Below are 25,663 nucleotides of genomic sequence, written 5' to 3' on the forward strand. Positions count from 1 at the left end.
ACACGCAGGAGACGAACTTGGCTGATTCTCAATTGCTAACCGACGTGCGCGCCCTGGTGGGGCGTGAATATGGTCGCGTCTACGCCTGGGACGAAGTCAACGCCCCGATGATCCGCCAGTGGTGCGAGATCATGGGCGTCGACAACCCGCTTTACACCGACCCGGCCTTTGCCGCCAACAGCGCCCAGGACGGGCTGGTGGCGCCGCCTGCGATGTTGCAGGTGTGGTGCATGGAAGGTTTTCACATAAACAACTATGCGCCCGGCTCGACCACCGAAAACCCCTATGAAGTGCTCAAGCTGATTGAGTCCTACGGTTATCCGTCGGTGGTCGCGGTCAACTCCGAACTGACCTTCGAGCGCAACCTGCGTCCGGGTGAAAAGCTCTACTACACCACGCGGCTTGACTCGGTGGGCGACGAAAAAACCACCGGTCTGGGCACCGGCTTCTTTGTCACCCTGGTGATGGACTACTTCGTTGAACACAAAAGTGGCGACGAGGCCGTTGGCCAGTTGCTGTTTCGCGTATTCAAGTTTCGCCCGGCCAACAACCATGCGGTCGAGGCCGCTCCGGCCAAGGCCGAAGCGGCTGCGGTGGTCAAACGGCCGAAGCCGGGCATGAGCGATGACACGCGGTTTTTCTGGGAAGGCTGTGACGCCGGCAAGCTGCTGATCCAGCGCTGCACCCAGTGCCAGACCTTGCGTCATCCGCCGGCGCCGGTGTGCATCGAATGCCACTCGTTTGATTGGGACAGTGTGCAGGCCAGCGGCCGCGCCAGCCTGTATTCGTTTGTGATCATGCATTACCCCGAAGTTGCCCCGTTCGACCATCCCAACCCGATCGGCCTGATCGAGCTGGAGGAGGGCGTGCGTCTGGTGGCGGGGCTTGCAGGCGCCAAGCGCGAGGACCTGCGTATTGGCCAGCCCTTGCAGCTTGAGTTCCAGACCTTCGATGGCGAGTTGACCTTGCCGCTATTCCGACCTGTGGTCGAGTAAGGGAGCCAGCATGGATTTCGACATTAGCGAAGACCAGGGCGCCATTGCCGAAATGGCCGGCAGCGTGTTTGCCGACTATTGCACCGATGACCGCCTGCGCCAGTTCGATACCAGTGAGCAGGCCTATATGCAGCCGCTGTGGGAACTGTGCGTGGAAACCGGCCTGCAAGCCCTGGCCATCCCTGAAGCACAGGGTGGCAGCGGCCTGGGCATGACCGAATTGATGCTGGTGTTACAGGCTCAGGGCCGTGCGTTGGGGCAGGTGCCGCTGTGGCGCCATCAACTGGCGGCTGCCACTGTCGCGCAGTTTGCCGATCCGTCATTGCAGGCGTGGGCTGAGGAGGCCGCCGCGGGCAGGGCATTGCTGACCCTGGATTTGAGCGGCCTGTTCAACGCCCATGGCATTCAATTGCACGGGGTAGAGACTGACGGTGGCTGGCGTGTCAAAGGCCGTGTTGGCGCTCTGGCGCTGGCCGAGCAATCGCAGGCGGCATTGCTGCTGGTCAGTGTTGACGGGCAGCCGCGGTTGGCGCTGGTCGAGCTGGGCGACAAGGCGATCACTCACGTGCCCGGGCGCATGACCCATGGTGAGGCCATTGCCGATGTACATATCGACGGGCTGCTGATCCGCGCCGAGTGCCTGCTCCCGCCAGCCGCGCTGGACTGGCTGGAGCCGCGCAGCATCGCGGCACTGGCGGCGCTGCAGCTGGGCGTCAGTGCCGAGCAGATCCGCCGCACCGTGGAATACGTCACCGAGCGGCGCCAGTTCGAACGCAGCATTGGCAGTTTTCAGGCGGTGCAAATGAGCATGGCCAACGCCCATATCGCCCTCGAAGCGCTGCGCAGCACCCTGTGGCAGTTGTGCTACCGCCTGGACGCCGGTTTGCCGGCGCCCAGCGAAGCACTGGCCACAGCCTGGCAAGCCTGTGAAGCGGGGCATCTGATTGGGCACAACGCCCAGCACGTACATGGCGGCATAGGTGTCGACCTGACCTACCCGATACACCGCTTCCTCTACTGGAGCCGCGCCCTGGGTTGTGCCCTGGGTGGATCGGCAGCATGCCTTGAACGCCTCGGCGACTGGCTGAGCCATAACGACAAGCTGGGATGGAAATATGACCTTGCAGAACACCAAGCGCTTTGACGACGTGCGCCCCGGCGAAACCCTGCCGGAACTGGCGATCCCGATCACCGTGGGCCTGATCGCCGGTGGTGCCATCGCCACCCGCGACTATTTCCCCGGCCACCATGATGTAGAGGCGGCGCGGGAGTTGGGCTCGCCACATATCTTCATGAATATCCTCACCACCAACGGCCTGGTGCAACGCTATATCGAAGACTGGGCCGGCCCCGAGGCGCGTTTTGCCTCGCTGAAGATCAAGCTTGGCGCGCCGAATTATCCCGGCGACAGCATGACCTTCAATGGCGCGGTCACCCGTCAGGATGCCACTACCCGCACGGTGGAAATCACCCTCAGCGGCAAAAATTCCATGGGTAACCACGTGACCGGTACGGTCGCGCTGGTTCTGCCCTGATCGCGGAGACAGTACTCATGACGCAATCGTCACTTTCCGGCAGCGCGGCCATTGTTGGCCTGGGCGCGACCGAATTTTCGAAAAACTCCGGGCGCACCGAACTGCGTCTGGCGCTGGAGGCCACTCTGGCTGCGTTGAAAGACGCCGGTATTGACCCTTCCGAGGTCGAGGGCTTCAGCTCGTACTCGGTGGATAAAGTGCCGGAATATGAAATCGCCCGGTTGCTGGGGTGCAAGGACGTCAAGTTCTTCTCCCAGGTACCCCACGGCGGCGGTGCTGCCTGCGGGCCGATCATGCACGCAGCCATGGCCGTGGCCACCGGTGTGGCCAAAGTGGTGGTGGTGTACCGTGCCATGAACGAGCGCTCGTGGTATCGCTTCGGCAGCGGCAGCTACGGCTTTGCCTCGACCCCGACGTTCGAGAACGTCAACTACGGCTGGTATATGCCCCACGGCCTGCACACGCCGGCATCCTGGGTCGGGATGTTTGCCCAGCGCTACATGCATACCTACGGGGCCACCTCCGAAGACTTTGGCCGCGTAGCGGTAGCCGTACGGGATTTTGCCGCCACCAACCCCCAGGCGTTTTTCTACGGCAAGCCGATCACCCTGGAAGAACACCAGGCTTCGCGCTGGATCTGCGAGCCGCTGCACCTGCTCGATTGCTGCCAGGAATCCGACGGTGCGGTGGCGATGGTGATCACCTCGGCCGAGCGCGCCAGGGACTTGCGCCAGAAGCCGGTGATGATCAAGGCCGGTTCCCAGGGCATTACCTCGGGCCAGCAGATCATGACCTCGTTCTACCGCGACGACATCACCGGACTGCCGGAAATGGGCGTTGTCGCCAAAGAGCTGTATCGCCAGTCGGGACTTGGCCCCGAGGCGCTGCAAACGGCGATCATTTATGACCACTTCACCCCGTTTGTACTGCCGCAACTGGAAGAATTCGGCCTGTGCGAACGCGGTGAGGCCAAGGAGTTTATTCGCGCCGGGCACCATGCCCGTGGCGGCAAATTCCCGATCAATACCCATGGCGGGCAACTGGGCGAGGCTTATATCCACGGCATGAACGGCGTGGCCGAAGCGGTGCGGCAGGTGCGCGGCAGCTCGGTCAACCAGGTCGACAATGTCGAGAACGTACTGGTGACGGCCGGCACCGGTGTGCCAACCAGCGGCCTGATTCTGGGAGCAGCCTGAATGTTCGTCGACCTGACGCCAGAACAACATGCCCTGCGTTTGAAGGTGCGGGACTACTTCCAGAACCTGATGACCCCGCAGTTGCGTGAGCAATTGCGCGGCAAAGAGGGCGGCCAGCTGTACCGCGACACCATCCGCCAGATGGGCCGTGACGGCTGGCTGGCGGTGGGTTGGCCCAAGGAACACGGCGGCCAGGGCTATGGCCCTACCGAGCAGTTTATTTTCTTTGAAGAGGCCAATATCGCCGGTGCGCCGTTGCCGTTCGTAACCATCAGCACCGTGGGGCCGGCGTTGATGGCCCACGGCACCGAGCAGCAAAAGGCGCGGTTTTTGCCGGGTATCGCGGCAGGGGAAATCATCTTCGCCATCGGCTACTCCGAGCCGGATGCAGGCAGCGATCTGGCTGCGCTGAAAACCACGGCGCGCCTCGAAGGCGACGCGTTCGTGGTCAACGGCAACAAGCTCTGGACCTCGGGTGCGGAGTCGGCTGACTACATCTGGCTGGCGGCGCGCACCGACGCCGAGCGGCCGCGGCACAAAGGCGTGTCGATCCTGATTCTCGACACCCGCGCGCCGGGCTTTGCCAGCACGGTGATCCCGACCACCAGCATCCCGACGGCGGCCACCTACTACGACAACGTGCGGGTGCCCACCGACATGCTGGTGGGCGAGTTGAATGGCGGCTGGAAACTCATCACGGCACAACTTAACCACGAGCGTCTGGGCCTGGGCGCCTGGTCGGACAAGGTCGTGGGGCTGTTTGGCCGGGTCTTGAAGTGGGCCAATGCAGCCGATGAACGTGGCGTGCGTGCCACCGACAAGGCCTGGGTGCGTGCGGGACTGGCGCAGTGCTACGCGCGGCTGGAAGCCATGCGCCTGATCAACCTGCGCATTGCCGCCGACCTCGAGCGCGACCGCATGGACGTGGCGCTGGCGTCGACCACCAAGGTCTACGGCTCGGAGTCGGGGATCGAGATATTGCGAGTCCTGAGCAACATGGTCGGTGCCGCGGGCTTGATACGCAGCGGTTCACCGGCGGCGCTGCTGCACGGCGAACTGGAGTACGAAGTGCGTGCTTCAGTGACCCTGACCTTTGGCGGTGGCACCAATGAAATCCAGCGCGAGCTGATCGCCCAGTTCGGTTTGGGCATGCCGCGTACCCAGCGTTAAACATTGCCGAAAACCTGTAGCCGCTGGCGAGGTACGAGGCTGCGACAAGGGGCGCAGGCCCTGCAGATCACCGGGGCTGCTGCTCATCCCGTCGCAGCCTCGTACCTCGTCAGCGGCTACAAGAACCGAAAGGTGAAACAACATGAACGCGATTGACCAGTTCAGAGAACAGACCCGCAGCTGGCTTGAGGCCAATTGCCCGCCATCGCAACGCAAGGCCATCCCTGAAGGCGAAATGGTGTGGGGGGCCCGCAAGATGGAGTTCCCCAGTGAAGATGCGCAATTGTGGTTCGAGCGCATGCGCGACAAAGGCTGGTTCTGCCCCGAGTGGCCCGTTGAATACGGTGGCGCCGGGCTGAGTGCGGAGTACAACGCCGTGCTCGAAAGCGAGCTGCGCCGCCTCAAATGCCGCCCGCCGCAAATCAACCTGGGCATCTGGATGCTGGGCCCGGTGCTGCTGGAGTTCGGTACCGAAGAGCAGAAAAAACAGCTGCTGGCACCCATGACCCGTGGAGAGGTGCGCTGGTGCCAGGGCTTCTCCGAGCCCAATGCTGGTTCTGATCTGGCCAGCCTGAAAACATCGGCCCGGGATGCCGGCGATCACTTTGTGGTCGATGGCAGCAAAATCTGGACCTCCTACGGCGACAAGTCGGACTGGATGTACGCTCTGGTGCGCACCGATGCCAAGGCCAGCAAGCACACGGGCATCAGCCTGATCGTACTGGACATGAAGAGCCCCGGAGTCAGCGTTGCGCCGATTGATTTGATCAGCGGCAAGTCGGCGTTCTGTCAGGTGTTTTTCGATGGCGTCAAAGTTCCGAAAAGCCAGTTGATCGGGCCGCTGCACGGCGGCTGGAACCTGGCCAAGCGTCTGTTGCAACACGAACGCAAGGCCATGTCCAAGTTTGGCGAGTTCAGCTTGCCGACCCATTTTCATTTGTTGCCCCTGGTCAAACAGTACTTGCCCGAGGCCACCGGCCAGAGCGAGTCGGCACTGGTTGCACGAGCGGTGGCCACGGCCATGAACGAGCACAGCTACAACCTGACCGTGCAGCGCATGGGCGAAGCCGCCCGCGTCGGGCAGGACGTCAGCGGGCTGATGTCGATCATGAAGCTGGTGCACACCGAACAGGAGCGCGACAAGTTCGAAGTGCTGCTCGATGTCATGGGCTATCAGGGACTGGGCTGGGACCCGGATGCTTTCAGCCCCCAGCAACAGGCAATCACCCGCGGCTGGTTGAACAGCTTCGCCCTGACCATCTCTGGCGGCTCGTCGGAAGTGCAGCTCAACGTTATTGCCAAGCGGGTCCTGGGCCTGCCTGACGTGAAGTAAGGAAACTCACCATGAACCTGCTTTACAACGAAGATCAACGACTGCTGGCCGACAGCGCCGGCGAGTTTCTCGCCGCGCGCAGCCCGGTGTCCCGTCAGCGCGCCTTGCGGGATGAAGCGCAGGTGGACGGCTTTGACCCGCTACTGTGGCAAGACGCGGTGGCGTTGGGCTGGAGTGCAATTCCTTTCCCGGAAAACCTCGGCGGGCTGGATTTTGGCTGCATGGGCCTGGGGCCGATTTTTGAAGCCATCGGTTGTAATCTCAGTGCCACGCCGTTGCTTTCGAGTGTGGTGCTCAGCGGATCGCTGCTGCACCTGCAAGGCAATGCACAGCAGCAGGACCGCTGGCTGTCGGCGACCATCAGCGGGGGGCAGCGGGTGGCGCTGGCGCTGGACGAACAGCCACGGCACAACCCGGCGAAAGTGGCGTTGCAAGCTGTGGCCAATGGCGACGGCTACAGCCTGAGCGGAGATAAATATTTCGTTATCGACGGGGTGGGGGCCGACGCTTATCTGGTGGCGGCACGCACCGGCACGGCAGGCATCAGTCTGTTTCTGCTGCCGGCAGATGCCCCGGGCCTGACCGTCAGCCCGTTGCCGCTGATTGACTCGCGCAACCATGCGCGCTTGCAGCTGGATCAGGTACAGGTCGGGGCTGATGCCTTGCTGGGTGCCGCCGGGTCTGCCATGCCGGCCTTGAATATCGCCCTGGATCGCGGCCGCGTGTGTCTGGCTGCCGAGATGCTGGGCATGTCTGAAAAGCTGTTTGAACTGACCCTCGACTACCTCAAGACCCGTGTGCAGTTTGATGTGGCGATAGGCACCTTCCAGTCCCTGCAACATCGCGCGGCGCAGTTGTATGTGGATCTGGCGCTGGCACGCAGCGCCGTGATGGCCGGTCTGGCGGCGCTGGACGACAGCAGCCTGAGCGAGGCCGAGCGTCAGCGCCTGGCCAGTCTGGCCAAGTGGAAGGCCGGGCAGACGGCGATCAAGGTGGTCAACGAGGCGGTGCAGATGCACGGCGGCATCGGCGTCACCGACGAGCTGGATGTGGGCCTGTTTCTCAAGCGTATTCGGGTGGCCCAGGCAACCCTTGGCGATGCCGATTATCACTGCGAGCGTTATGGAGCCCTGGAGCTGGCGCACGCTTGAGCCTGTAGCGGGCAGTTCGAGTCAGGAGAATAACAAGATGAAACTTGAACAATGGCAGAGCGCCTGGCAGCAACTGATTGGTGCCGGCTCGCCTTTTGAAGTACAGACACCCGCCGATGGCGGGCCGAAATTTTTTCGTCATACCGCCGCCAGCGTCTGGGCCGCGATTGATAGCGGGCGCATCCACGGTGACCGAGAGTTTCTGGTGTGGGAGCAGCAGCGCCTGACATTCAGCCAGTTTTTCGATCAGGTGGATCGCCTGGCGGGGCAACTGGTCGAGACCTTTGGCTTGCGCAAGGGTGATCGCGTGGCCATTGCCATGCGCAATCAGCCCGCCTGGCTGGTGGCGTTTGCCGCCATCCAGCGTTGCGGTGCGGTGTGTGTACCGCTCAACAGCTGGGGGCTGCGTGACGAACTGTTCCACGGTCTGCAGGACAGCGGCGCATCCCTGTTGCTGTGCGACGAGCCACGCTTGCAGTTGCTCGCCAATGACCTGCGCCAGCAGGGGCTGGCAACCGTGGTGGCGGGGCTGCGCGCAGGCGTGCCGCTGGAGGAGCATTGCCATCGGCTGGAGGACCTGCTGGCAGCCCCGGCGCTGAGCGTGCCGGTACAGTCGGTCAGTGCCAGTGATCCGGCGATGATCCTCTACACCTCGGGCACCACCAGCCTGGCCAAGGGCGTGTTGTCGACCCATGGCGCAGTCTGCCAGGCGCTGGTCGCCCTGGAGTTCCAGGGGGCATTCTGTGCGGTCAGTTCGCCGGAACGCATCAGTGTGGTAATCAATAGCGGCTATGCTCCCGCCACCCTGATGGCGGTGCCGCTGTTCCATGTCAGTGGCCTGCATGCCCAGTTTCTGCTGGCCTTGCGCAGTGGGCGGCGCTTGCTGCTGATGTACAAGTGGGACGTGGAAAAAGCCCTCGACCTGATACGTGACGAACAATGCACCCAGTTCAACGGTGCGCCGGTGATGATGCAGCAACTGCTGGCTTCGCCACGTTTTGGCAGCTCCGACACTGCGAGCCTGTTCGGGCTGGGCCTGGGCGGTGCGGCACCCTCCAGCAGCCTGCTGGACAACCTGACCCGGCGCAAGCCCGAAGCAATCGGTGGCAGCGGCTATGGCCTGACCGAAAGTAATGGCATCTGTGCGGCCCATGGTGGCGACCAGTTCGTCTACAAACCGGCATCGGCCGGGTGGCCTTTGCCGATTGTCGATGTGCGTATCGGTGACAGCCCGGATCGCCCCGTGCCGGCCGGGGTCAGCGGGCTGATCTGGATGCGCTCGCCAACCCTGATGAGCGAATACTGGAACCTGCCCGAAGCCAGTGCGCGGACCCTGTGCGATGGCTGGCTCGACACCGGCGATATCGGCTTGCTGGATGACGAAGGCTTCCTCTACATCACGGATCGCGCCAAGGATCTGATCAATCGCGGCGGCGAGAAAATAGCTGCTGCCGAAGTTGAGTCCTGTGCCTGTGAAATGCCCGGGGTGATTGAAGCGGCAGCATTTGCCGTACCTGATGATGTGCTGGGTGAAGTGGTGTTTCTGGTGGTGCGGGGCGAGCCGGATGCAACCCCAGGCAGCGAAGCCGTGCGCAGTTTTATCGCCCAGCGCCTGGCCAGCTACAAGGTGCCGGCGCAGATCCATGTGCAGCACACACCCTTTGCCCGCAATGCCTCGGGCAAGACGCTAAAAAGTGTGCTCAAGGAACTGCTGGTAACGGCCTGAGTAGTCTCTGTGGACGATGTGCTCGCCGCTGATTGGCGAAGAATGGATGCACACCCCCAGCAAGCCTTATTCGCGTAGGAGGCAATACATGAAAATAACAAGAACAGGCGTAATGCTCGCAGCCGCCATGGCCGTCAACGTGGTCGCCATCGGCACGGCATCTGCTCAGGTATCGCCCGCAGAAGCGGCCAAACTGGGCAAGGAGCTGACCTGTGTAGGGGCAGAGCAGGCGGGTAACGCCGCGGGCACCATCCCTGCGTATACCGGCAAGTACCTGGGCGAAGTGCCGGGTTGGAACCATGTGAAGTTTTCCGGCGACCAGCCGGTTGACCCCTACGCTGCGGAGAAGCCGATTCTGGTGATTACCGCGCAGAACATGGCCCAGTACGAAGACAAACTGACCGAAGGCCAGAAGGCGCTGCTCAAGCGTTATCCGACCACCTACAAGATGAACATCTACACCGGTCACCGTGACTACCGCTACCCGGATTACGTGTGCCAGCGGGTCATGAACAACGCCTTGAACGCCAAGCTGGTCAATGATGGCATGGGCTTTGAAGGGCTGGGACAAGTGCCGTTCCCGATTCCTAAAAACGGCATGGAAGCGCTGTGGAACCACCAACTGCCGGCCCGTGCCTGGACCGAAGAAAAAACCAGTGACCTGGCCTCCGTGCTGCCCAACGGCAGCATTGGCTGGGGCCGTGCCTATGCCCGTAACCTGGCCATGGCCAACTCGCCTACGGTAGAACCCAGGACTGAAAACAAGCTCCAGGCCATGAGCAACAACATGACCCTCAAGCCGACCCGTGACAACGGCACGCTGAGCATCTCCCACGAACCCTACAACTTCGCCACCGACCCGCGCCAGGCCTGGAGCTACAGCCCTTCGACCCGTCGTGTGCGACTGTTGCCAGGCTACGGCTACGACCAGCCGATGATCGGTACCAATGGCACCATGACTGTGGACGAAGACCGTTTGTATAACGGCTCGCCGGAGCGCTACAACTGGAAGCTGCTGGGCAAGCGCGAAATCTACATCCCGGCCAACGCCTACAAGCCCAACGCAGGTACGGTGAAATACGCTGACATGCTGACGCCCAATCACCCCAATCCGGACTTGATGCGTTATGAGCTGCGCCGGGTGTGGGTGGTTGAAGCCGACCTCAAGGAAGGCTACCGCCACGTATACGGCAAGCGTGTACTGTTCCTCGACGAAGACACCTGGAACTCGGTGCTGGCGGACAACTACGACGCGCGTGGCCAGTTGTGGAAACACGCCATGATCAACTACTACTACCACCCGGACATGAGTGGCTGGCAGGCCGGTTCACAGTTCTTCATGGACTTGAACTCGGGGCAGTACACCGGCTACGGCATGACCAACGAAGCCAAGAAAGGCCCGATCCTCAACGAAGGCAAGTTCACCCCTGACCAGTACACCGCTGATGCGGCGCGGGCGATGGGGAGGTAAACAGCAGGGTTGCAGGTAAAAGCCCCGTCGGTGTAACGCCTGCGGGGCTTTTTCATGGGCTCAGGTCAGTGAGGCAAACGTCATTCCGGTGGCATGGACGACCTGACGCATGGTGCGCAGTGTCGGGTTGCCCTTGGGCGAAAGGGCGCGGTACAGGCTTTCGCGGGAAAGCCCGGCCTTTTCGGCTATTTGTGCCATGCCGCCCCGTGCTTCGACAACATGGCGCAACGCGGTCAGAAAGCTGGCCTGGCCACCTTCTTCATCGAGCTCATCAATGGCGATACGCAGGTATTCAATGGCAAATTCGGGATCCTGGCGGATCATCTCGATAACGGATTCGTCGTGATTCTTGGTTTTGTTCATGGCTTCCTCTTCTGATACTCGTTCCAGCAGCGCACGGCTTTTTCGATATCGGCCTGTTGCTGGCGCTTGTCGCCACCCAGCAGCAGCAACACCAGTTTTTTGCCGTCCCGAGCGTAATACAGCCGATAGCCTGGTCCGTGATCTATACGCAATTCCCATACGCCCTGGCACAGGGCTTTGCAATCACCAAAAGCGCCCGCTGAAAGCCGGTTGACCCGCACGGTGATGCGTGCCTTGGCCGTGCGATCCTTTAAGTGGTCCAGCCACTGCTGGTAAGGGTCGTTACCTGTTTCGCTGAGGTAGTGTCTTATCTCTAGCATTTGAAATGTAGCTTTGAAGCTACCCTTTGGTCAATTATTTTTAACCGCCAAGCACGGCTGTTCGTCAGTGCAGACCCACATTCAATGTGATTGAAGGTGGCCGTGGCAAAGCTAGGGCTGCGGTGTAGCGAGGGCAATTAGGATGGATCGCAAGGTTGTGCAGGTTTTATTACATAGGCGCAATTGCGGCGCAGCGGCAGACCCCGGTAATGCAACACGTCATTGCCGGGGGAGGGGGAGGGTTGTGTCGAAGGGGAGTGATTAATTATGCCTGCGACCACACGGCCAGTTCGTAGCCATCCAGGTCGGTGAAGTGGAAGCGGCTGCCGCCGGGAAACTTGAATTCAGGTCGGCTGATGCGACCTCCGGCAGCGCTGATGGCTTGCTGAGCCTGGGCCAGGTCGTCGGCGTACAGAATGATCAGCGGGCCACCGGGGCGTACAGGTTCGCCAGTGGTGAAGCCGCCGCTCAGGCGCCCATCGCTGAATTCGCTGTAGGTGGGGCCAAAGTCGGTGAAGGTCCAGCCGAATACGGCGCCATAAAAGGCTTTGCTGCGCGCGATGTCATGGACGTTGAATTCGATGTTGTCGATCCTGTTTTGGCGGTTGTCAGTGGTCACGGGCATCTCCTTATGAGGCTCAAATATAGATAAGTGACTGGCTGAATGCCATGCGGTTCTCATCAGCGCAAGAAGCTCGTAGGCATTGGCCAAAGCAGTCACCCAGCTTGAGTGTTTTGACCATTGTTGCAGAGCCTTCGCAGGGCGATTATCAGCAGGATTTTTCACGGTTCCCATCCTAAAAATAAAGACCGAGGGATTCTGCTGATGCGCGACTATCTGAGTTCGATGACTGATTTTGACTACCAACGCACGGTAGCCGGTGCGCTGGATGGCCATCTGGCAGCGATCAATGCCTGTGTCGAGTGCTGCGACCGTCATGCCTTGCCGGGCCGCATTGCGTTGTTCTGGGAGGGGCGCGATGCCAGCAGCGCGACTTATACCTTCACTCAGTTGCAGGAGCAGGCCGCGCGCTTTGCCAATTTTCTCCTCGCCCAGGGTGTCAAGCAGGGCGACAAGGTGGCAGGTTTGCTGCCACGCAATGTCGAGTTGTTGATCGTCGCATTCGCCGCCTGGCGCATTGGTGCCATCTACCAGCCCCTGTTCACTGCATTCGGGCCAAAGGCCATTGAACACCGGCTTAACAGCTCGGGGGCCGTGCTGGTGGTCACCGATGCGGTCAACCGCGTCAAGTTGGACGAGGTCAATGACTGTCCGGCCATTGTCACCGTGGCAGGAGCCAAGGGGCAGGGTCTGGTACGTGGCGACTTCAGTTTCTGGGCAGAGCTGGACAACTACCCGGCTAACTGCGAGCCGGTGATGCTGAGCGGTGAAGATCCGTTCCTGCTGATGTTTACCTCGGGCACTACCGGCCCGGCCAAGCCGCTGCTGGTACCGCTCAAGGCCATCGTTGCATTCCAGAGCTACACCCGTGATGCAGTGGGGCTGCGCCCCGAGGATTCGTTCTGGAACCTGGCAGATCCGGGCTGGGCCTATGGCATTTATTTCGGCATCACCGGGCCACTGTCGATGGGCCACCCGATCACCCTGTACGACGGCCCGTTCACGGTCGAAAGTACCTGCCGGGTCATCAGGAAATACGGTATTACCAACCTGACCGGTTCGCCCACCGCCTATCGCCTGTTGATTGCGGCCGGTGACGCCTTCGCCAGCAAGATCAAGGGCCAGTTGCGCGTGGTCAGCAGTGCCGGGGAGCCGCTCAACCCCGAAGTCATCCGCTGGTTTGCCGATGAACTCAACGTCACCATCCACGACCACTATGGCCAGACCGAAGTCGGCATGGTGCTGTGCAACCATCACGGGCTCGATCATCCGGTGCATATGGGCGCCGCCGGTTTTGCCTCGCCGGGCCACCGCATCGTGGTGCTCGATGACAATCATCAGGAGCTGCCCGTTGGCCAGCCAGGGATTCTGGCGGTTGATCGCAGCCAGTCGCCGATGTGCTGGTTTGGTGGCTACGAAGGCTTCAAGACCAAGGCTTTTGTCGGCAACTATTACCTGAGTGGCGATACCGTGGAGCTGAACCCGGACGGCAGCATCAGTTTTGTCGGGCGCAGCGACGACGTGATTACCACGTCCGGTTACCGCGTCGGGCCTTTTGATGTGGAAAGCGCCCTGATCGAACACCCGGCGGTGGTAGAGGCCGCCGTGGTGGGCAAGCCGGACCGTGAACGCACCGAGCTGGTCAAAGCCTTTGTGGTGTTGAACCCTCAGTATCTGGGGGATGCACAACTGGCTGAAACCCTGCGCCTGCACGTGCGTCAACGGCTGGCTGCCCACGCTTACCCCCGTGAAATCGAATTTGTCAGCGAATTGCCGAAAACACCCAGCGGCAAGTTGCAGCGCTTTATTTTGCGCAATCAGGAAATCGCCAAGGCTGAGCTGGCCGCAAGCGCCAGCGTCTAACTTTCAGGAATCATCATGCAAATCGAAAACAAGGTTTTTATCGTCACCGGTGGTGCATCGGGGCTGGGTGCCGCCACGGCGCACATGCTGGTCAAGGCAGGTGCCAAAGTGATGCTGGTGGACCTGAACGCCGAAGCAGTGGCCGCCCAGGCCCTGGCGTTGGGCGAGCAGGCGCGCAGCGCTGTGGCGGACATCAGCCAGGCAGATGCCGCCCAGGCGGCCGTGGCCGCTACAGTGGCCGCCTTTGGCGCGGTCAACGGGCTGGTCAACTGTGCCGGCATTGTGCGCGGTGAAAAGATCCTCGGTAAAAACGGCCCCCATGGGCTGGACTCATTCAGCCAGGTGATCAACGTCAACCTGATTGGCAGCTTCAACATGTTGCGTCTGGCTGCAGCGGCGATTGCCGAAACCACTGCCGATGCCGAGGGCGAGCGCGGGGTGATCATCAACACGGCTTCGGTCGCGGCATTCGACGGTCAGATCGGTCAGGCAGCTTATGCAGCATCCAAGGGCGCGATTGCCAGCCTGACCTTGCCTGCAGCCCGTGAACTGGCACGCTTCGGCATTCGGGTAATGACCATCGCCCCGGGTATTTTTGAAACCCCGATGATGGCTGGCATGACGCCTGAAGTGCGTGCATCGCTGGCCGCCGGTGTGCCATTTCCACCACGCTTGGGCAAGCCTGACGAGTACGCCTCGCTGGTGCGTCACATTATTGAAAACAGCATGCTCAATGGTGAGGTGATCCGACTCGACGGTGCCTTGCGCATGGCCGCGAAATAAGAGGTGAGATATGACAATCAGCAATGATCCGGTTGTAATCGTAAGTGCTGCGCGTACGCCCATGGGCGGCTTTCAGGGGGACTTCAAGGGCCTGACCGCGCCGCAACTGGGCGCTGCGGCGATCCGTGCAGCGGTTGAACGCGCGGGTGTTGCTGCCGATGGTGTGCAAGAAGTGTTGTTTGGCTGTGTGCTGTCGGCAGGCATCGGCCAGGCACCTGCCCGTCAGGCCGCCCTGGGGGCCGGGCTGGACAAGGGTACCCGTTGCACCACACTGAACAAGATGTGCGGCTCGGGCATGGAAGCGGCCATTCTTGGGCACGACAGGCTGCTGGCCGGCAGTGCCGATGTGGTGGTGGCAGGGGGCATGGAGAGCATGTCCAATGCGCCGTACCTGCTTGATCGCGCCCGCAGCGGTTACCGCATGGGCCATGGCCGGGTGCTGGATCACATGTTCCTTGACGGCCTGGAAGACGCCTATGACCGTGGCCGTCTGATGGGGACTTTTGCCGAAGACTGCGCCCAGAATCACGGTTTTACCCGTGAAGCTCAGGATGCCTTTGCCGTGGCCTCCCTGACCCGTGCGCAGCAGGCCATCAAGGACGGCAGTTTTAGCAGCGAGATCGTCCCGGTGCAGGTGACCGTGGGTAAAGAGCAGCGCCTGATCAGTGATGACGAGCAGCCGCCCAAGGCCAATCTGGCAAAAATTCCAACCCTGAAACCGGCGTTCCGCGAGGGCGGTACGGTGACGGCGGCCAACTCCAGCTCGATTTCCGACGGTGCGGCGGCGCTGGTACTGATGCGTCGCAGCGAAGCGCAAAGACGTGGCCTCAAGCCGTTGGCGGTTATCCACGGCCACGCCGCCTTTGCCGATGAGCCGGGGTTGTTTCCGACTGCACCGGTGGGGGCAATCAAGCGCCTGATGAGCAGCACTGGCTGGGATCTGAACCAGGTCGATCTGTTTGAAATCAACGAAGCGTTCGCTGTGGTCAGCCTGGTAACCATGACCGAGCTGGATATCCCCCACAGCAAGGTCAATATCTACGGCGGCGCCTGTGCCCTGGGGCATCCGATTGGGGCTTCGGGTGCGCGAATACTGGTGACTTTGCTCTCGGCATTGCGCCAGCAAAAGGCTACACGCGGTGTTGCCGCCATCTGCATCGGCGGCGGTGAAGCCACGGCCATTGCCGTGGAATGTCTGTATTAAGGATTTTGTATGCTGCCTACACCCGAACAATTACAAATACGCGAAGCAGCCCGAGAGTTTGCCCAAGAGCGCCTGAAGCCCTTTGCCGCCGAGTGGGACAAGCAGCATCGGTTTCCTCGTGAGGCAATTGCCGAGATGGCTCAATTGGGTTTTTTCGGCATGCTGGTGCCCGAGGAGTGGGGCGGTTGTGACACGGGTTATCAGGCGTATGCCATGGCCCTTGAAGAAGTCGCCGCCGGTGACGGCTCGTGCTCCACGATCATGAGCGTGCATAACTCGGTGGGTTGCGTGCCGATTCTCAAATACGGCAGCGAGGCGCAAAAACAGCAATTTCTGATCCCCCTGGCCAGCGGTGAAATGCTCGGCGCGTTTGCCCTCACCGAGCCGCAGGCCGGCTCCGATGCCAGTGACCTGAAAACCCGAGCCCGCCGCGAAGGCGATCATTACATTCTCAATGGCTGCAAGCAGTTCATTACCTCAGGGCAAAACGCCGGAGTGGTGATCGTGTTTGCGGTGACGGACCCGGCGGCGGGCAAGCGTGGCATTACCGCGTTTATCGTACCCACGGATACTCCGGGTTACAGCGTGGCCCGGGTTGAAGACAAACTGGGGCAGCATGCATCGGACACCTGCCAGATTCTGTTTACTGACCTGAAGATACCGGTGGCCAACCGCCTGGGCGAAGAGGGGCAAGGCTACAAGATTGCCCTGGGCAACCTGGAAGGCGGGCGCATCGGTATTGCCGCACAAGCCGTAGGCATGGCCCGTGCAGCCTTTGAAGCGGCCCGCGACTATGCCCGCGAACGCGTGACCTTTGGCCAGCCCCTGGTGGAACATCAGGCGGTGGCGTTTCGCCTGGCCGATATGTCGACGGAAATCGCCGTCGCCCGGCAGATGGTCCATTACGCTGCGGCACTGCGTGACAGTGGGCAATCGGCGCTGGTCGAGGCCTCGCAAGCCAAGCTGTTTGCATCGGAAATGGCCGAGCGCGTGTGCTCCAAGGCGTTGCAAACCCTGGGCGGTTATGGCTATTTGAGCGACTTCCCGCTGGAACGGATCTACCGCGATGTGCGGGTGTGCCAGATCTATGAAGGCACCAGTGATATTCAGCGCATGGTCATTTCGCGCAATCTTTGAATCGAGGACATTAGCGATGAGCTACGAAACCATTCTGTTGGACATCCATGGGCAAGTGGGCCTGATTACCCTGAACCGCCCCCAGGCGCTGAATGCTCTGAATGCGCAATTGATCCGCGAAGTAAACCACGCGCTGGACAGGCTGGAAGCTGATAACGGGATTGGCTGTATCGTTATCACCGGCTCGAAGAAATCCTTTGCTGCCGGTGCGGACATCAAGGAGATGGCCGACCTGAGCTACCCGCAAATTTATCTTGATGACCTGTTTTCCGACAGCGACCGTGTGGCGGCCAGGCGCAAGCCGATTATTGCTGCAGTCGCGGGTTTTGCCCTGGGTGGCGGTTGTGAACTGGCAATGATGTGTGACTTTATTCTGGCCGGGGACAACGCCAAATTCGGCCAGCCTGAAATCAACCTGGGGGTGTTGCCGGGCATGGGCGGCACACAGCGCCTTACCCGTGCGGTGGGCAAGGCCAAGGCCATGGAAATGTGCCTGAGTGGGCGTTTGATAGGCGCAGAAGAGGCGGAACGTTCGGGGTTGGTGGCCCGTGTGGTGCCGGTGGATGAATTGCTCGACGAAGCGCTGAAGGTAGCGGCCACCATTGCCAAAAAGTCCCTGCCGGTGCTGATGCAGACCAAGGAATGCGTCAACCGTGCCTTTGAGGTGAACCTGGCTGAAGGTGTGCGTTTCGAGCGTCGGGTATTCCACGCCTTGTTCGCCACACAGGATCAGAAAGAAGGCATGGCGGCGTTTGTTGAAAAACGCGAGGCGCAGTTCAAGAACCAATAACTGCACATGCCTCTATGTGGGAGCGGGCTTGCTCGCGATAGCCTCAACTCGGTGTGTGAGAAGCACCGAGCCGCCTGCATCGCGAGCAAGCCCGCTCCCACTGGTTTTGAGCCAGTTTCTAAAGCAGGTAATTCTTCAGCTCCCGCGCAATCACCATGCGCTGAATCTCGCTCGACCCTTCATAAATCTGGGTAATCCGCGCATCGCGGTAGTAGCGCTCCACCGGATAGTCTTCAAGGTAGCCATAGCCACCGTGGATCTGGATGGCTTTGGAACACACATACTCGGCCATTTCCGAAGCAAACAGTTTGGCTTGCGAAGCTTCTGACAGACAGGGCTTGCCCGCGCTGCGCAGGCGCGCCGCATGCAGGATCAGCAGGCGTGCCGCATTGATGCGGGTCTGCATGTCGGCGAGCATATTGGCCACGCTCTGGTGCTCAATGATCGCCTTGTCAAATTGCACCCGGTCACGGGCGTAACCCAGTGCTGCCTCGAAGGCCGCACGGGCGATGCCCAATGCCTGGGCGCCAATGCCGATTCGCCCGCCTTCCAGGTTGGCCAGGGCAATGGCCAGCCCCTTGCCGCGCTCGCCGAGCATATTGGCTTCAGGCACGCTGCAGCTGTTGAGGGTTACCGCGCAGGTGTCCGAGGCGCGGATGCCCATTTTGTGTTCGGTGCGGTCGACAATAAAACCGGGGGTGGCGGTGGGTACCAAAAACGCCGAAATGCCTTTTTTGCCCAGATCAGGGTCGGTTACCGCAAAGACAATGGCCAGTTTGGCGCGCTTGCCATTGCTGACAAACTGCTTGGCACCGGTAATCACCCATTGACCGTCACGCAACTCGGCGCGGGTGCGCAGGTTATGGGCTTCGGAGCCGGCCTGGGGTTCGGTCAGACAGAAGCAGGCGATGGTCTGGCCGCTGGCCAGCTCCGCCAGCCAGGTCTGTTTTTGTGCCTCGCTGCCGTATTTCAGTATCGGCCCGCAGCCCACCGAATTGTGGATGCTCATCAGGGCGCCGGTAGCGGCATCGCCCGCTGAGATTTCTTCCACGGCCAGGGCGTAGGCGACGTAGTCGACATAGGTGCCGCCCCATTCCTCCGGCACCACCATGCCCAGCAACCCCAGTTCGCCAAGCTTGGCCACCAGCGCGTCGTCGATCCAGCCGGCTTTTTCCCAGGCCTGGGCATGGGGGGCGATTTCACGCCGGGCAAAGTCGCGAGCCATGTCGCGGATCATCACTTGTTCTTCGCTCAGTTCGATGTCTTGCATGGCTCAGGCTCCCTTGGCGTTGAATGCGGTGAAGAAACTGGCGACATGGGCTGGATCCAGTGCATCCAGGCTGGGCGAGTTCCACTGCGGTTTCTTGTCCTTGTCGATAATCAATGCACGCACGCCTTCCATCAGGTCGCCGCGATCAAACCACTGGCGATCCAGGTGCAGTTCCAGGGCGAAGCATTGCTCAAGGGGCAGCGCTCGGCCACGGCGCAGCATTTCTAGGGTCACGGCCATCGCCAGCGGCGAGCGGGTTTGCAACAAGTCGGCGGTTTCATTGGCCCAGTCGCGAGTTTCCGGGGCTATGACAGCGCGCAGATGAGCGATAATCCGTGGCATGTCGACCTGGGCGAAAACGCTGTCAATCAGCGGGCGCAACCTGGCCAGCGGTGGGTCGGGCAATACGGTTACGGCGAATCGGGCTACCAGCGCGGTCAGGTCATCGATAGGGGATTTTTGCCAGTTGAGGCTGTCGAGGCCCTTGTCCAGTTCAGGCAGTGCGGTGCTTTCCAGATAGCCGTCAGCAAGCCCGCAGTACAAGGCATCGGCAGCGCGGATTTGGACCCCGCTGACGCCCAGGTAAGTGCCCAACTGACCTGGCGTTCGGGTCAGGAAGTAGCTACCGCCAACGTCAGGAAAATAACCGATGCCCACTTCCGGCATCGCCAATTTGCTGCGCTCGGTAACCAGGCGCAGATCCGCGCCTTGCACCAGGCCCATGCCGCCGCCGAGAACGAAGCCGTCCATCAAGGCCACAACGGGTTTGGGGTAGCGGTGCAGGGTCAGGTCGAGGGCATATTCCTCTTCAAAGAACAGGGTATGCAGGGTGTCGTTGTTTTGATAGCTGTCGTACAGCGAGCGTATATCTCCGCCCGCGCAGAAGGCTTTTTCGCCCGCGCCACGCAGTACCACGGCCTTGACTTGCGGGTCTTCGACCCAGGCATCGAGTTGCTGCTGGAGGCTGCGGACCATTTCAAGATTGATGGCATTGAGTCCGCCTGGGCGGTTCAGGGTCAGGTGGCCAATATGGTTGCGGACCTCGGCCAGAACGGTGCTTTGCAGCTGCGCGATATCCGGTGTCGGTGAGGAGGAAACCTGAGCAGTCATCACTAACTCCCTGCTTTATATTATTTTTAAGGGGGTTCACGGGTGAACGATAACCGATGCTAACAGTGCAAATTTGCCCATTACAACCCTGATAAGTGCAGGGTTGCTGTGCATTTTTGCATATTGGGCGTGCAGCAATGCGCGATCTTATTGCGCCAGCCAGCCACCATCGACATTCCATGCCGCGCCCCGTACCTGACTGCCAGCCTCACTGCATAAAAACAGCACCAGCTCGCCCAGTTGCGGCGGGGTGACGAATTCCAGCGAAGGTTGTTTTTCGGCCAACAGGTCGTGCTGCGCCTGATAGGGGTCAATGCCCTGGCTGATGCGCTGATCAATCTGTTTTTGCACCAGCGGCGTCAGCACCCAGCCCGGGCAAATGGCGTTGCAGGTGATATTGCTGGTGGCGGTTTCCAGGCCCACCACTTTGCTCAGGCCGATTACCCCGTGCTTGGCGGCGACATAGGCGGCCTTGCCGACCGAGCCCACCAGGCCATGAACCGAGGCAATATTGACGATGCGCCCCCAGCCGCGCTTGCGCATGCCGGGCAGGGTGAGGCGGGTGCTGTGGAACACGCTGGACAGGTTAATGGCGATGATCGAATCCCAGCGCTCTACCGGGAACTCTTCGACGCTGGCTACATGCTGAATGCCTGCATTGTTGACCAGGATGTCGATGCCGCCGAATTCGCGTTCGGCATAATCGATCATGTCGGCGATCTGCGCCGGGTCGCTGACATCTGCGGGGTGGTGACCTACCCTGACGCCGAACTGTTCGACTTCGGCAATCACTTTGGCCGGATCGCCAAAACCGTTGAGGATCAGGTTGGCTCCGGCCTTGGCCAGGCTCAATGCGATACCCAGGCCGATGCCGCTGGTGGAGCCGGTAACCAATGCAGTTTTACCTGTAAGGCTCATGATCAATTCCTCGGATGAGTCACGACGGATTCGTGAATGAGGAAACGTAGCACGGGGATTTGCCGTTGCCCAAACGAAACGACCCGCCAAAAGGCGGGCCGTCTTCACGCAGCGCGCAGAGGATCAGTCCTGGCGGCTGGTGACTTCCAGCAGGTGGTAGCCAAACTGGGTTTTAACCGGGCCTTGCACCACGTTGATTGGCGCGCTGAACACGACAGTGTCGAATTCTTTAACCATTTGGCCCGGGCCGAAAGAGCCCAGATCGCCGCCCTGACGGCTGGACGGGCAAGAAGAATTGGCCTTGGCAACTTCGGCGAAATCAGCGCCGCCTTCGATTTGGGCTTTCAGTTCGTTGCACTTGTCTTCGGTGGCAACCAGGATATGACGGGCAGTGGCTTTGGCCATGAGGGTGTACTCCTTTCAAGAAAGTGCCGAGCCTACCGGATTCAGTAGGGTTTTTCTCGGCAAAAAGTGCGCTTAGCTATATTTCGTTGCGGGTTTGCCGGTGGGCTTATGCTCCCGCTGCCTTTAGTCGTCTGGCGTGATCGAGGTAATGGGCGACAGGGTCAATGCGTGTGCGGTTCATTCTGGCCAGGTGATTGATGGTGTCCAAGTGGTCCATTGCATAGTCCGAGCCGATCACATGGCCCAGATGCGAGCTGAAACGTCCGACCAGCCCGTCGTTCTGTTTGCTCTCGCGGGTAAAGAAACTGCCAAAGATGCGGCAGGCATTGTGTAGAGGGTCGAGCAGATTTAGCGACTCCGACAACCGTGAGCCCTTGATGATGCCGCTCCATGAGTAATAAAGAACGTCATTGACCTGCTCGGGGCCCATGCCGCCCCATGTGGCGGGCAGGCCCTGGGGGTATTTCAGGTTGAAGGCGGCAACGCCTTCGGTGGTCAGCGCGTTGAGGGCTTCAAGGGCGTGTTGCGGTAATTGCCGATGGCCGGTGATCGCGGACAGGAAACTGGAAAACGAGGTGGTCAGGGCGGCGGCGACGGTTTCGGGGAGCGATCCGGGCACGAAGGCCTGGCGCAAGCGGTCTGCTGCTTCGGAGCCATGATTCGGTCCGCTGACGGAGGTGACGGAGGCGATCAGAAGGGGGGCCACGGCTGCCGCATAGCGGGCTGTCAGGGCACCCTGGCTGTGGCCGATCAGGTTGACCCGTGTTGCCCCGGTGCGCGAGCAAACCCCGCGTATGTATTCAAGCAGCTGCTCGCCCCGGGTCTCGTTGTTGTTGGCGGCCGAGATGATCGGTACGAAAACCCGGGCGCCCGATCCGCCGAGCGCTTGCTTGATGCCTTTGAAGTAGTTGAATGGGCCTATGCGGCCGAAACCGAAGAGGCCGTGTACCAGTAATATCGGATACTTGGTATTGGCTGAGTCGTCCATGGGCTATTTTCCAGGTGTTTTTGAACCATAAAAACACCTTAGTCGATACCGGCTTCGCGCAACCGTAGGCATTGTCCCTGGTTGCGCTGCGGTTTGCCGAACGCGTCTGTCAGGCGATGGCCTTGGCGGTGTGGCGCTGTGTTTGCAACTGATGTGCGGCGTTACGCAGCAGTTGCTCGGTCGCGTCCCAGCCCAGGCAGCCATCGGTCACCGAGACCCCGTAGCGCATGTTTGCACCCAGGGACTGGCAGCCTTCGAACAGATGGCTTTCGAGCATCATGCCGATCAGCGAGTGATCGCCGGCAAGACGTTGTTCAAGCACATCATTGAAGACTTGCGGCTGGCGCAGCGGGTCTTTGCCACTGTTGGCGTGGCTGCAATCGACCATCATGCGGGCCGGGATGGCGGACTTCTCAAGCCCTGCACGAGCCTTGGCGACGTTGGCGCGGTCGTAGTTGGGACCGCTGTGGCCGCCGCGCAACACCAGATGGGTGTCGGGATTGCCACGGGTCTCGACGATTGCCGGGTGGCCCTGGCTGTCGATGCCGAAGTGACGATGGCTGTGGGCGGCGGAACGCATGGCGTCGCAGGCAATGGCCACGCCGCCGTCGGTGCCGTTCTTGAAGCCCACCGGCAAATCAAGCCCGCTGGCCATTTCGCGGTGGATTTGCGATTCCGTGGTGCGGGCGCCAATAGCTACCCAGCCCAGCAAGTCGTCGAAGTAGCCGGCGGCGATGGGTTGCAACAGCTCGGTGGCGACCGGCAGGCCCATGCGCAGCATCTCCAGCATCAATTCGCGCGAAAGGGTCAGGCCGTGGGCCATGTCATCGCTGCCGTCCAGGTGCGGGTCGTAGGCCAGGCCTTTCCAGCCCACGGTGGTGCGCGGTTTTTCAATGTAAGCACGCATTACCAGCAGCATGTCGTCGCGCACATCATGGGCGAGGGCAGCCAGGTTGCTGGCGTATTCCAGGGCGGCGACGGGATCGTGGATGGAGCAAGGGCCGACCACCACCAGTAAACGGGAATCTTCACCGTCAAGGATGGCGCGAATGGCCTGGCGCTGGCTGCTGATCTGGACGCGCAGGGCATCGCTGAGGGGCAGTTGCTGTTTGAGTTGTGCTGCCGTGGGCAGGCGACGGGTCGTCACCGGGGCAGATACGGCGTGTACGGTTGGCAGGGCGGATACGGATGCGTTCATGGTTCGGGCTTCCTGGGCAGGCGGCGGGTTGTCCCGCGCGCTCAGCCCTAGTGGGGTGTTCGACAATTGGCCAGACTGGCTGTAAGTACGTGCGTGCCACCAATGTGGGTCCGTTCGGAGGCGGCAGGCTGTCCCGAACGGCGGCTGATAAATCGCCATGCAGTGCAAAGGTCGAAACGGTAATAAGTGGCGTAGTTCATGGGGTAAATCCTCAATTCAAGAAAGTGTCAGGTGCCAAAAAAACAAAACCCCCGGTCGGGAAGCCGACCGGGGGTGAGAATTCTCTGTCAGGCGACCCCTAAGTAGTGGGCGCCGTGTGGGTATCAGGCGCGCCAGTGGCTAAACCAATACCCAAAATAAAATCGTGCTGTGGAGTTCATGTTGTTCGCGCACACAGCAGCAGCCAGACGCGATTGGCGTATGGTCATGCAGATGGCGGTGGTGGCGTGATGCAACATGGGTGGTCTCCGATTGATGGTTTGCAGCTTACGCGAGGCGAACGGGCAGATTCAATAAGAAAATACTATCTGGAACTCCCACGATCACTATTGGCCTGCACGTGTGCAATGCCGGGGCAGGGCGCAGAGCCCTGTAATCGGGCCTCTGAGCCAGTATAAACACTAAATCGGGCCTGTCGCCCGATTAGGCGCATACTCAAGCTAACTCATCATCCTTAGCTTCTGTCAGATGCGTGCCCTGGGACGGAATGATCCCGTCCTTCATGCCCAGAAGAACCGCTACCTTGTGGGCTTCACCACGTTTCCCCTTTTTGCGCCCGGCGAGCACTTGATAAGTGGTAGCCGGGTCTATGCCATGTTCCCGAGCGAACTCTTGAACGGACTTTCCCTGGTGTTCCAGCCATGCCTTGGCTTGTGCAGCGGTACGAATTCCGGTCATAGTTCAAAACCGTTCAAAGTTGTTTAATATTTATCGATTATACCATCCTTGTGGGTGTTTAAAATGGGATCCTACATCCAAATGAGTGGAATTGGTTTGCGCTTGCGGCAGGAGCGAGAGCGGCTAGGTTTGTCGCAAAAAACTTTTGGCGAAATCGGTGGTGTCGAGGCTAATGCCCAGGGCAAATATGAAAATGGTGACCGCGCACCCAAGGCAGATTACTTGTCGCGCGTTGCTGCCCGGGGTGTTGACGTGCTTTACGTGTTGACCGGCAGTCCAACCCCGACCCTGCTCGATAATTTGAGTCATCTTGAAGAGAAGGTGCTGATCAGTTACAGGGTGCTGCACAAGGAGGATCAGGACGCCATTCGCCGCCTCACCACTACCCTGGCAGAATTATCGGCACCTCAAGCGGCAAAGGAACGCCGTGATCCTAAGGAGGTAGATCCCGTCAAGGAATGAATGTTTAAAAGGATTTAATGCTTTGGCAGGGATAGTTGACGCAAGTCGATAGGTTGGTGCTTTAGTTTTTGCTAAGGTGTCGGCAATCAACCAAGACCAATTTGCGAGGTGTCGACTTGATTCGGGTTCTAGTGGTCGATGACCACGATCTTGTGCGTACAGGGATCACACGAATGCTGGCCGATATCGAAGGTCTGCAGGTGGTCGGTCAGGCCGAGTCCGGCGAAGAGTCGTTGCTCAAGGCTCGTGAATTGAAGCCGGATGTGGTCCTGATGGATGTCAAAATGCCTGGCATTGGTGGTCTTGAGGCTACTCGCAAGATGATGCGCAGCCACCCGGATATCAAGGTTGTCGCTGTGACCGTGTGTGAAGAAGACCCTTTTCCTACGCGCTTGCTGCAAGCAGGCGCGGCGGGTTACATGACCAAAGGTGCCGGTCTGGCTGAAATGGTTCAGGCAATTCGCCAGGTGTTCGCAGGCCAGCGCTATATCAGTCCGCAAGTGGCACAGCAACTGGCGCTCAAATCTTTTCAGCCTGCCAGCGACTCTCCCTTCGATGCCTTGTCCGAGCGCGAAATCCAGATCACCCTGATGATTGTTGGCTGTCAGAAGGTTCAGGTTATTTCTGACAAGCTTTGTTTGTCGCCCAAGACGGTAAACACCTATCGCTACCGTATTTACGAGAAGCTCTCGGTCAAGAGCGATGTTGAGCTGGCCTTGCTGGCCGTTCGTCACGGCATGGTTGATGCTGGTTAGA

The 25,663-nt window shown here is 60.3% G+C and carries 26 protein-coding genes; 16 read left to right on the forward strand and 10 right to left on the reverse strand.

The window, feature by feature from the left end; all coding sequences use genetic code 11:
* Window positions 1-17: 17 nt before the first annotated feature.
* The 9 genes from EQV96_RS00110 to EQV96_RS00150 all read left to right on the forward strand — a co-directional run bounded on the left by EQV96_RS00110 (window position 18) and on the right by EQV96_RS00150 (window position 10,577).
* Entirely contained in the window at window positions 18-995 is a 978-nt protein-coding gene (locus EQV96_RS00110) for an OB-fold domain-containing protein (RefSeq protein WP_095021156.1), read from the forward strand.
* 10 nt (window positions 996-1,005) lie between these two features.
* Window positions 1,006-2,139, forward strand: coding sequence for an acyl-CoA dehydrogenase family protein (locus tag EQV96_RS00115; RefSeq protein WP_095018443.1), 1,134 nt, complete (start codon window positions 1,006-1,008; stop codon window positions 2,137-2,139).
* Window positions 2,111-2,530, forward strand: coding sequence for a MaoC family dehydratase (locus tag EQV96_RS00120; protein ID WP_095018444.1), 420 nt, complete (start codon window positions 2,111-2,113; stop codon window positions 2,528-2,530). Before EQV96_RS00115 ends, EQV96_RS00120 begins: the two co-directional genes overlap by 29 nt.
* 17 nt (window positions 2,531-2,547) lie before the next feature.
* Window positions 2,548-3,726 carry a lipid-transfer protein gene (locus tag EQV96_RS00125; RefSeq protein ID WP_095000008.1) on the forward strand — a complete coding sequence of 393 codons (1,179 nt, stop codon included), beginning with the start codon at window positions 2,548-2,550 and terminating at the stop codon, window positions 3,724-3,726.
* Window positions 3,727-4,896 carry an acyl-CoA dehydrogenase family protein gene (locus EQV96_RS00130; protein WP_095018445.1) on the forward strand — a complete coding sequence of 390 codons (1,170 nt, stop codon included), beginning with the start codon at window positions 3,727-3,729 and terminating at the stop codon, window positions 4,894-4,896.
* A gap of 142 nt (window positions 4,897-5,038) precedes the next feature.
* Window positions 5,039-6,229 (forward strand): acyl-CoA dehydrogenase family protein, encoded by a 1,191-nt coding sequence (locus EQV96_RS00135; protein ID WP_095018446.1) that lies wholly within the window; start codon window positions 5,039-5,041, stop codon window positions 6,227-6,229.
* An 11-nt stretch (window positions 6,230-6,240) separates the two neighbouring features.
* Window positions 6,241-7,380 (forward strand): acyl-CoA dehydrogenase family protein, encoded by a 1,140-nt coding sequence (locus tag EQV96_RS00140; protein WP_240880992.1) that lies wholly within the window; start codon window positions 6,241-6,243, stop codon window positions 7,378-7,380.
* A gap of 37 nt (window positions 7,381-7,417) precedes the next feature.
* Entirely contained in the window at window positions 7,418-9,106 is a 1,689-nt protein-coding gene (locus EQV96_RS00145) for a class I adenylate-forming enzyme family protein (protein ID WP_130871347.1), read from the forward strand.
* An 88-nt stretch (window positions 9,107-9,194) separates the two neighbouring features.
* On the forward strand, window positions 9,195-10,577 hold the full coding sequence (locus EQV96_RS00150) for a DUF1329 domain-containing protein (RefSeq protein ID WP_232527576.1): 1,383 nt from the start codon (window positions 9,195-9,197) through the stop codon (window positions 10,575-10,577).
* Window positions 10,578-10,637: 60 nt separating this feature from the next.
* Here EQV96_RS00150 and EQV96_RS00155 read toward each other — a convergent pair whose 3' ends face one another.
* From EQV96_RS00155 to EQV96_RS00165, 3 genes are all read right to left on the reverse strand, one after another.
* Window positions 10,638-10,940: an addiction module antidote protein gene (locus EQV96_RS00155; protein ID WP_095000014.1), complete on the reverse strand. Its 303-nt coding sequence runs from the start codon at window positions 10,938-10,940 to the stop codon at window positions 10,638-10,640.
* A complete protein-coding gene (locus EQV96_RS00160) occupies window positions 10,937-11,260 on the reverse strand; it encodes a type II toxin-antitoxin system RelE/ParE family toxin (protein ID WP_095023299.1) in 324 nt (107 codons plus the stop codon). The genes EQV96_RS00155 and EQV96_RS00160 overlap by 4 nt, the downstream gene beginning before the upstream one ends.
* A gap of 265 nt (window positions 11,261-11,525) precedes the next feature.
* Window positions 11,526-11,885: a VOC family protein gene (locus tag EQV96_RS00165; RefSeq protein ID WP_240880993.1), complete on the reverse strand. Its 360-nt coding sequence runs from the start codon at window positions 11,883-11,885 to the stop codon at window positions 11,526-11,528.
* 201 nt (window positions 11,886-12,086) lie between these two features.
* Here EQV96_RS00165 and EQV96_RS00170 point away from each other — a divergent pair, with 201 nt between their 5' ends.
* The 5 genes from EQV96_RS00170 to EQV96_RS00190 are packed head-to-tail and all read left to right on the forward strand — an operon-like array spanning window position 12,087 to window position 17,659.
* Window positions 12,087-13,745, forward strand: coding sequence for an AMP-binding protein (locus EQV96_RS00170; RefSeq protein ID WP_150629024.1), 1,659 nt, complete (start codon window positions 12,087-12,089; stop codon window positions 13,743-13,745).
* A gap of 15 nt (window positions 13,746-13,760) precedes the next feature.
* The gene (locus EQV96_RS00175; protein ID WP_095021149.1) at window positions 13,761-14,528 is read left to right on the forward strand and encodes an SDR family NAD(P)-dependent oxidoreductase; all 768 of its coding nucleotides are present in this window, start codon (window positions 13,761-13,763) and stop codon (window positions 14,526-14,528) included.
* A gap of 10 nt (window positions 14,529-14,538) precedes the next feature.
* Window positions 14,539-15,732, forward strand: coding sequence for an acetyl-CoA C-acyltransferase (locus tag EQV96_RS00180; protein ID WP_095018451.1), 1,194 nt, complete (start codon window positions 14,539-14,541; stop codon window positions 15,730-15,732).
* Window positions 15,733-15,741: 9 nt separating this feature from the next.
* Complete coding sequence (locus EQV96_RS00185; RefSeq protein ID WP_095021148.1) at window positions 15,742-16,869, forward strand: acyl-CoA dehydrogenase; 1,128 nt, start codon at window positions 15,742-15,744, stop codon at window positions 16,867-16,869.
* 16 nt (window positions 16,870-16,885) lie between these two features.
* Window positions 16,886-17,659, forward strand: a complete 774-nt coding sequence (locus EQV96_RS00190; protein ID WP_095000021.1) for an enoyl-CoA hydratase — start codon at window positions 16,886-16,888, stop codon at window positions 17,657-17,659.
* Between the two features lie 118 nt (window positions 17,660-17,777).
* Here the strand turns inward: EQV96_RS00190 and EQV96_RS00195 are convergent, their stop codons facing one another.
* The 7 genes from EQV96_RS00195 to EQV96_RS00225 all read right to left on the reverse strand — a co-directional run bounded on the left by EQV96_RS00195 (window position 17,778) and on the right by EQV96_RS00225 (window position 24,445).
* Window positions 17,778-18,929, reverse strand: a complete 1,152-nt coding sequence (locus EQV96_RS00195; protein WP_095000022.1) for an acyl-CoA dehydrogenase family protein — start codon at window positions 18,927-18,929, stop codon at window positions 17,778-17,780.
* Between the two features lie 3 nt (window positions 18,930-18,932).
* On the reverse strand, window positions 18,933-20,039 hold the full coding sequence (locus EQV96_RS00200; protein WP_240880994.1) for an enoyl-CoA hydratase/isomerase family protein: 1,107 nt from the start codon (window positions 20,037-20,039) through the stop codon (window positions 18,933-18,935).
* Window positions 20,040-20,186: 147 nt separating this feature from the next.
* On the reverse strand, window positions 20,187-20,957 hold the full coding sequence (locus EQV96_RS00205) for a 3-hydroxybutyrate dehydrogenase (protein WP_186348372.1): 771 nt from the start codon (window positions 20,955-20,957) through the stop codon (window positions 20,187-20,189).
* Window positions 20,958-21,080: 123 nt separating this feature from the next.
* On the reverse strand, window positions 21,081-21,362 hold the full coding sequence (locus EQV96_RS00210) for a peptidylprolyl isomerase (protein ID WP_016781241.1): 282 nt from the start codon (window positions 21,360-21,362) through the stop codon (window positions 21,081-21,083).
* A gap of 106 nt (window positions 21,363-21,468) precedes the next feature.
* Entirely contained in the window at window positions 21,469-22,350 is an 882-nt protein-coding gene (locus EQV96_RS00215) for a triacylglycerol lipase (RefSeq protein WP_095000024.1), read from the reverse strand.
* A 109-nt stretch (window positions 22,351-22,459) separates the two neighbouring features.
* Window positions 22,460-23,548: a 3-deoxy-7-phosphoheptulonate synthase gene (locus EQV96_RS00220; RefSeq protein ID WP_095000025.1), complete on the reverse strand. Its 1,089-nt coding sequence runs from the start codon at window positions 23,546-23,548 to the stop codon at window positions 22,460-22,462.
* A 654-nt stretch (window positions 23,549-24,202) separates the two neighbouring features.
* Window positions 24,203-24,445: a DNA-binding protein gene (locus tag EQV96_RS00225; RefSeq protein WP_095018455.1), complete on the reverse strand. Its 243-nt coding sequence runs from the start codon at window positions 24,443-24,445 to the stop codon at window positions 24,203-24,205.
* A gap of 81 nt (window positions 24,446-24,526) precedes the next feature.
* Between EQV96_RS00225 and EQV96_RS00230 the strand changes: the two genes are divergently transcribed.
* Complete coding sequence (locus tag EQV96_RS00230; RefSeq protein WP_095000026.1) at window positions 24,527-24,907, forward strand: helix-turn-helix transcriptional regulator; 381 nt, start codon at window positions 24,527-24,529, stop codon at window positions 24,905-24,907.
* A gap of 116 nt (window positions 24,908-25,023) precedes the next feature.
* Window positions 25,024-25,662: a UvrY/SirA/GacA family response regulator transcription factor gene (uvrY, locus tag EQV96_RS00235; RefSeq protein ID WP_095000027.1), complete on the forward strand. Its 639-nt coding sequence runs from the start codon at window positions 25,024-25,026 to the stop codon at window positions 25,660-25,662.
* Window position 25,663 lies beyond the last annotated feature (1 nt).

Source organism: Pseudomonas sp. TMW22080, assembly GCF_022496745.1.
GTDB classification, from domain to species: Bacteria; Pseudomonadota; Gammaproteobacteria; order Pseudomonadales; family Pseudomonadaceae; genus Aquipseudomonas; species Aquipseudomonas bubulae.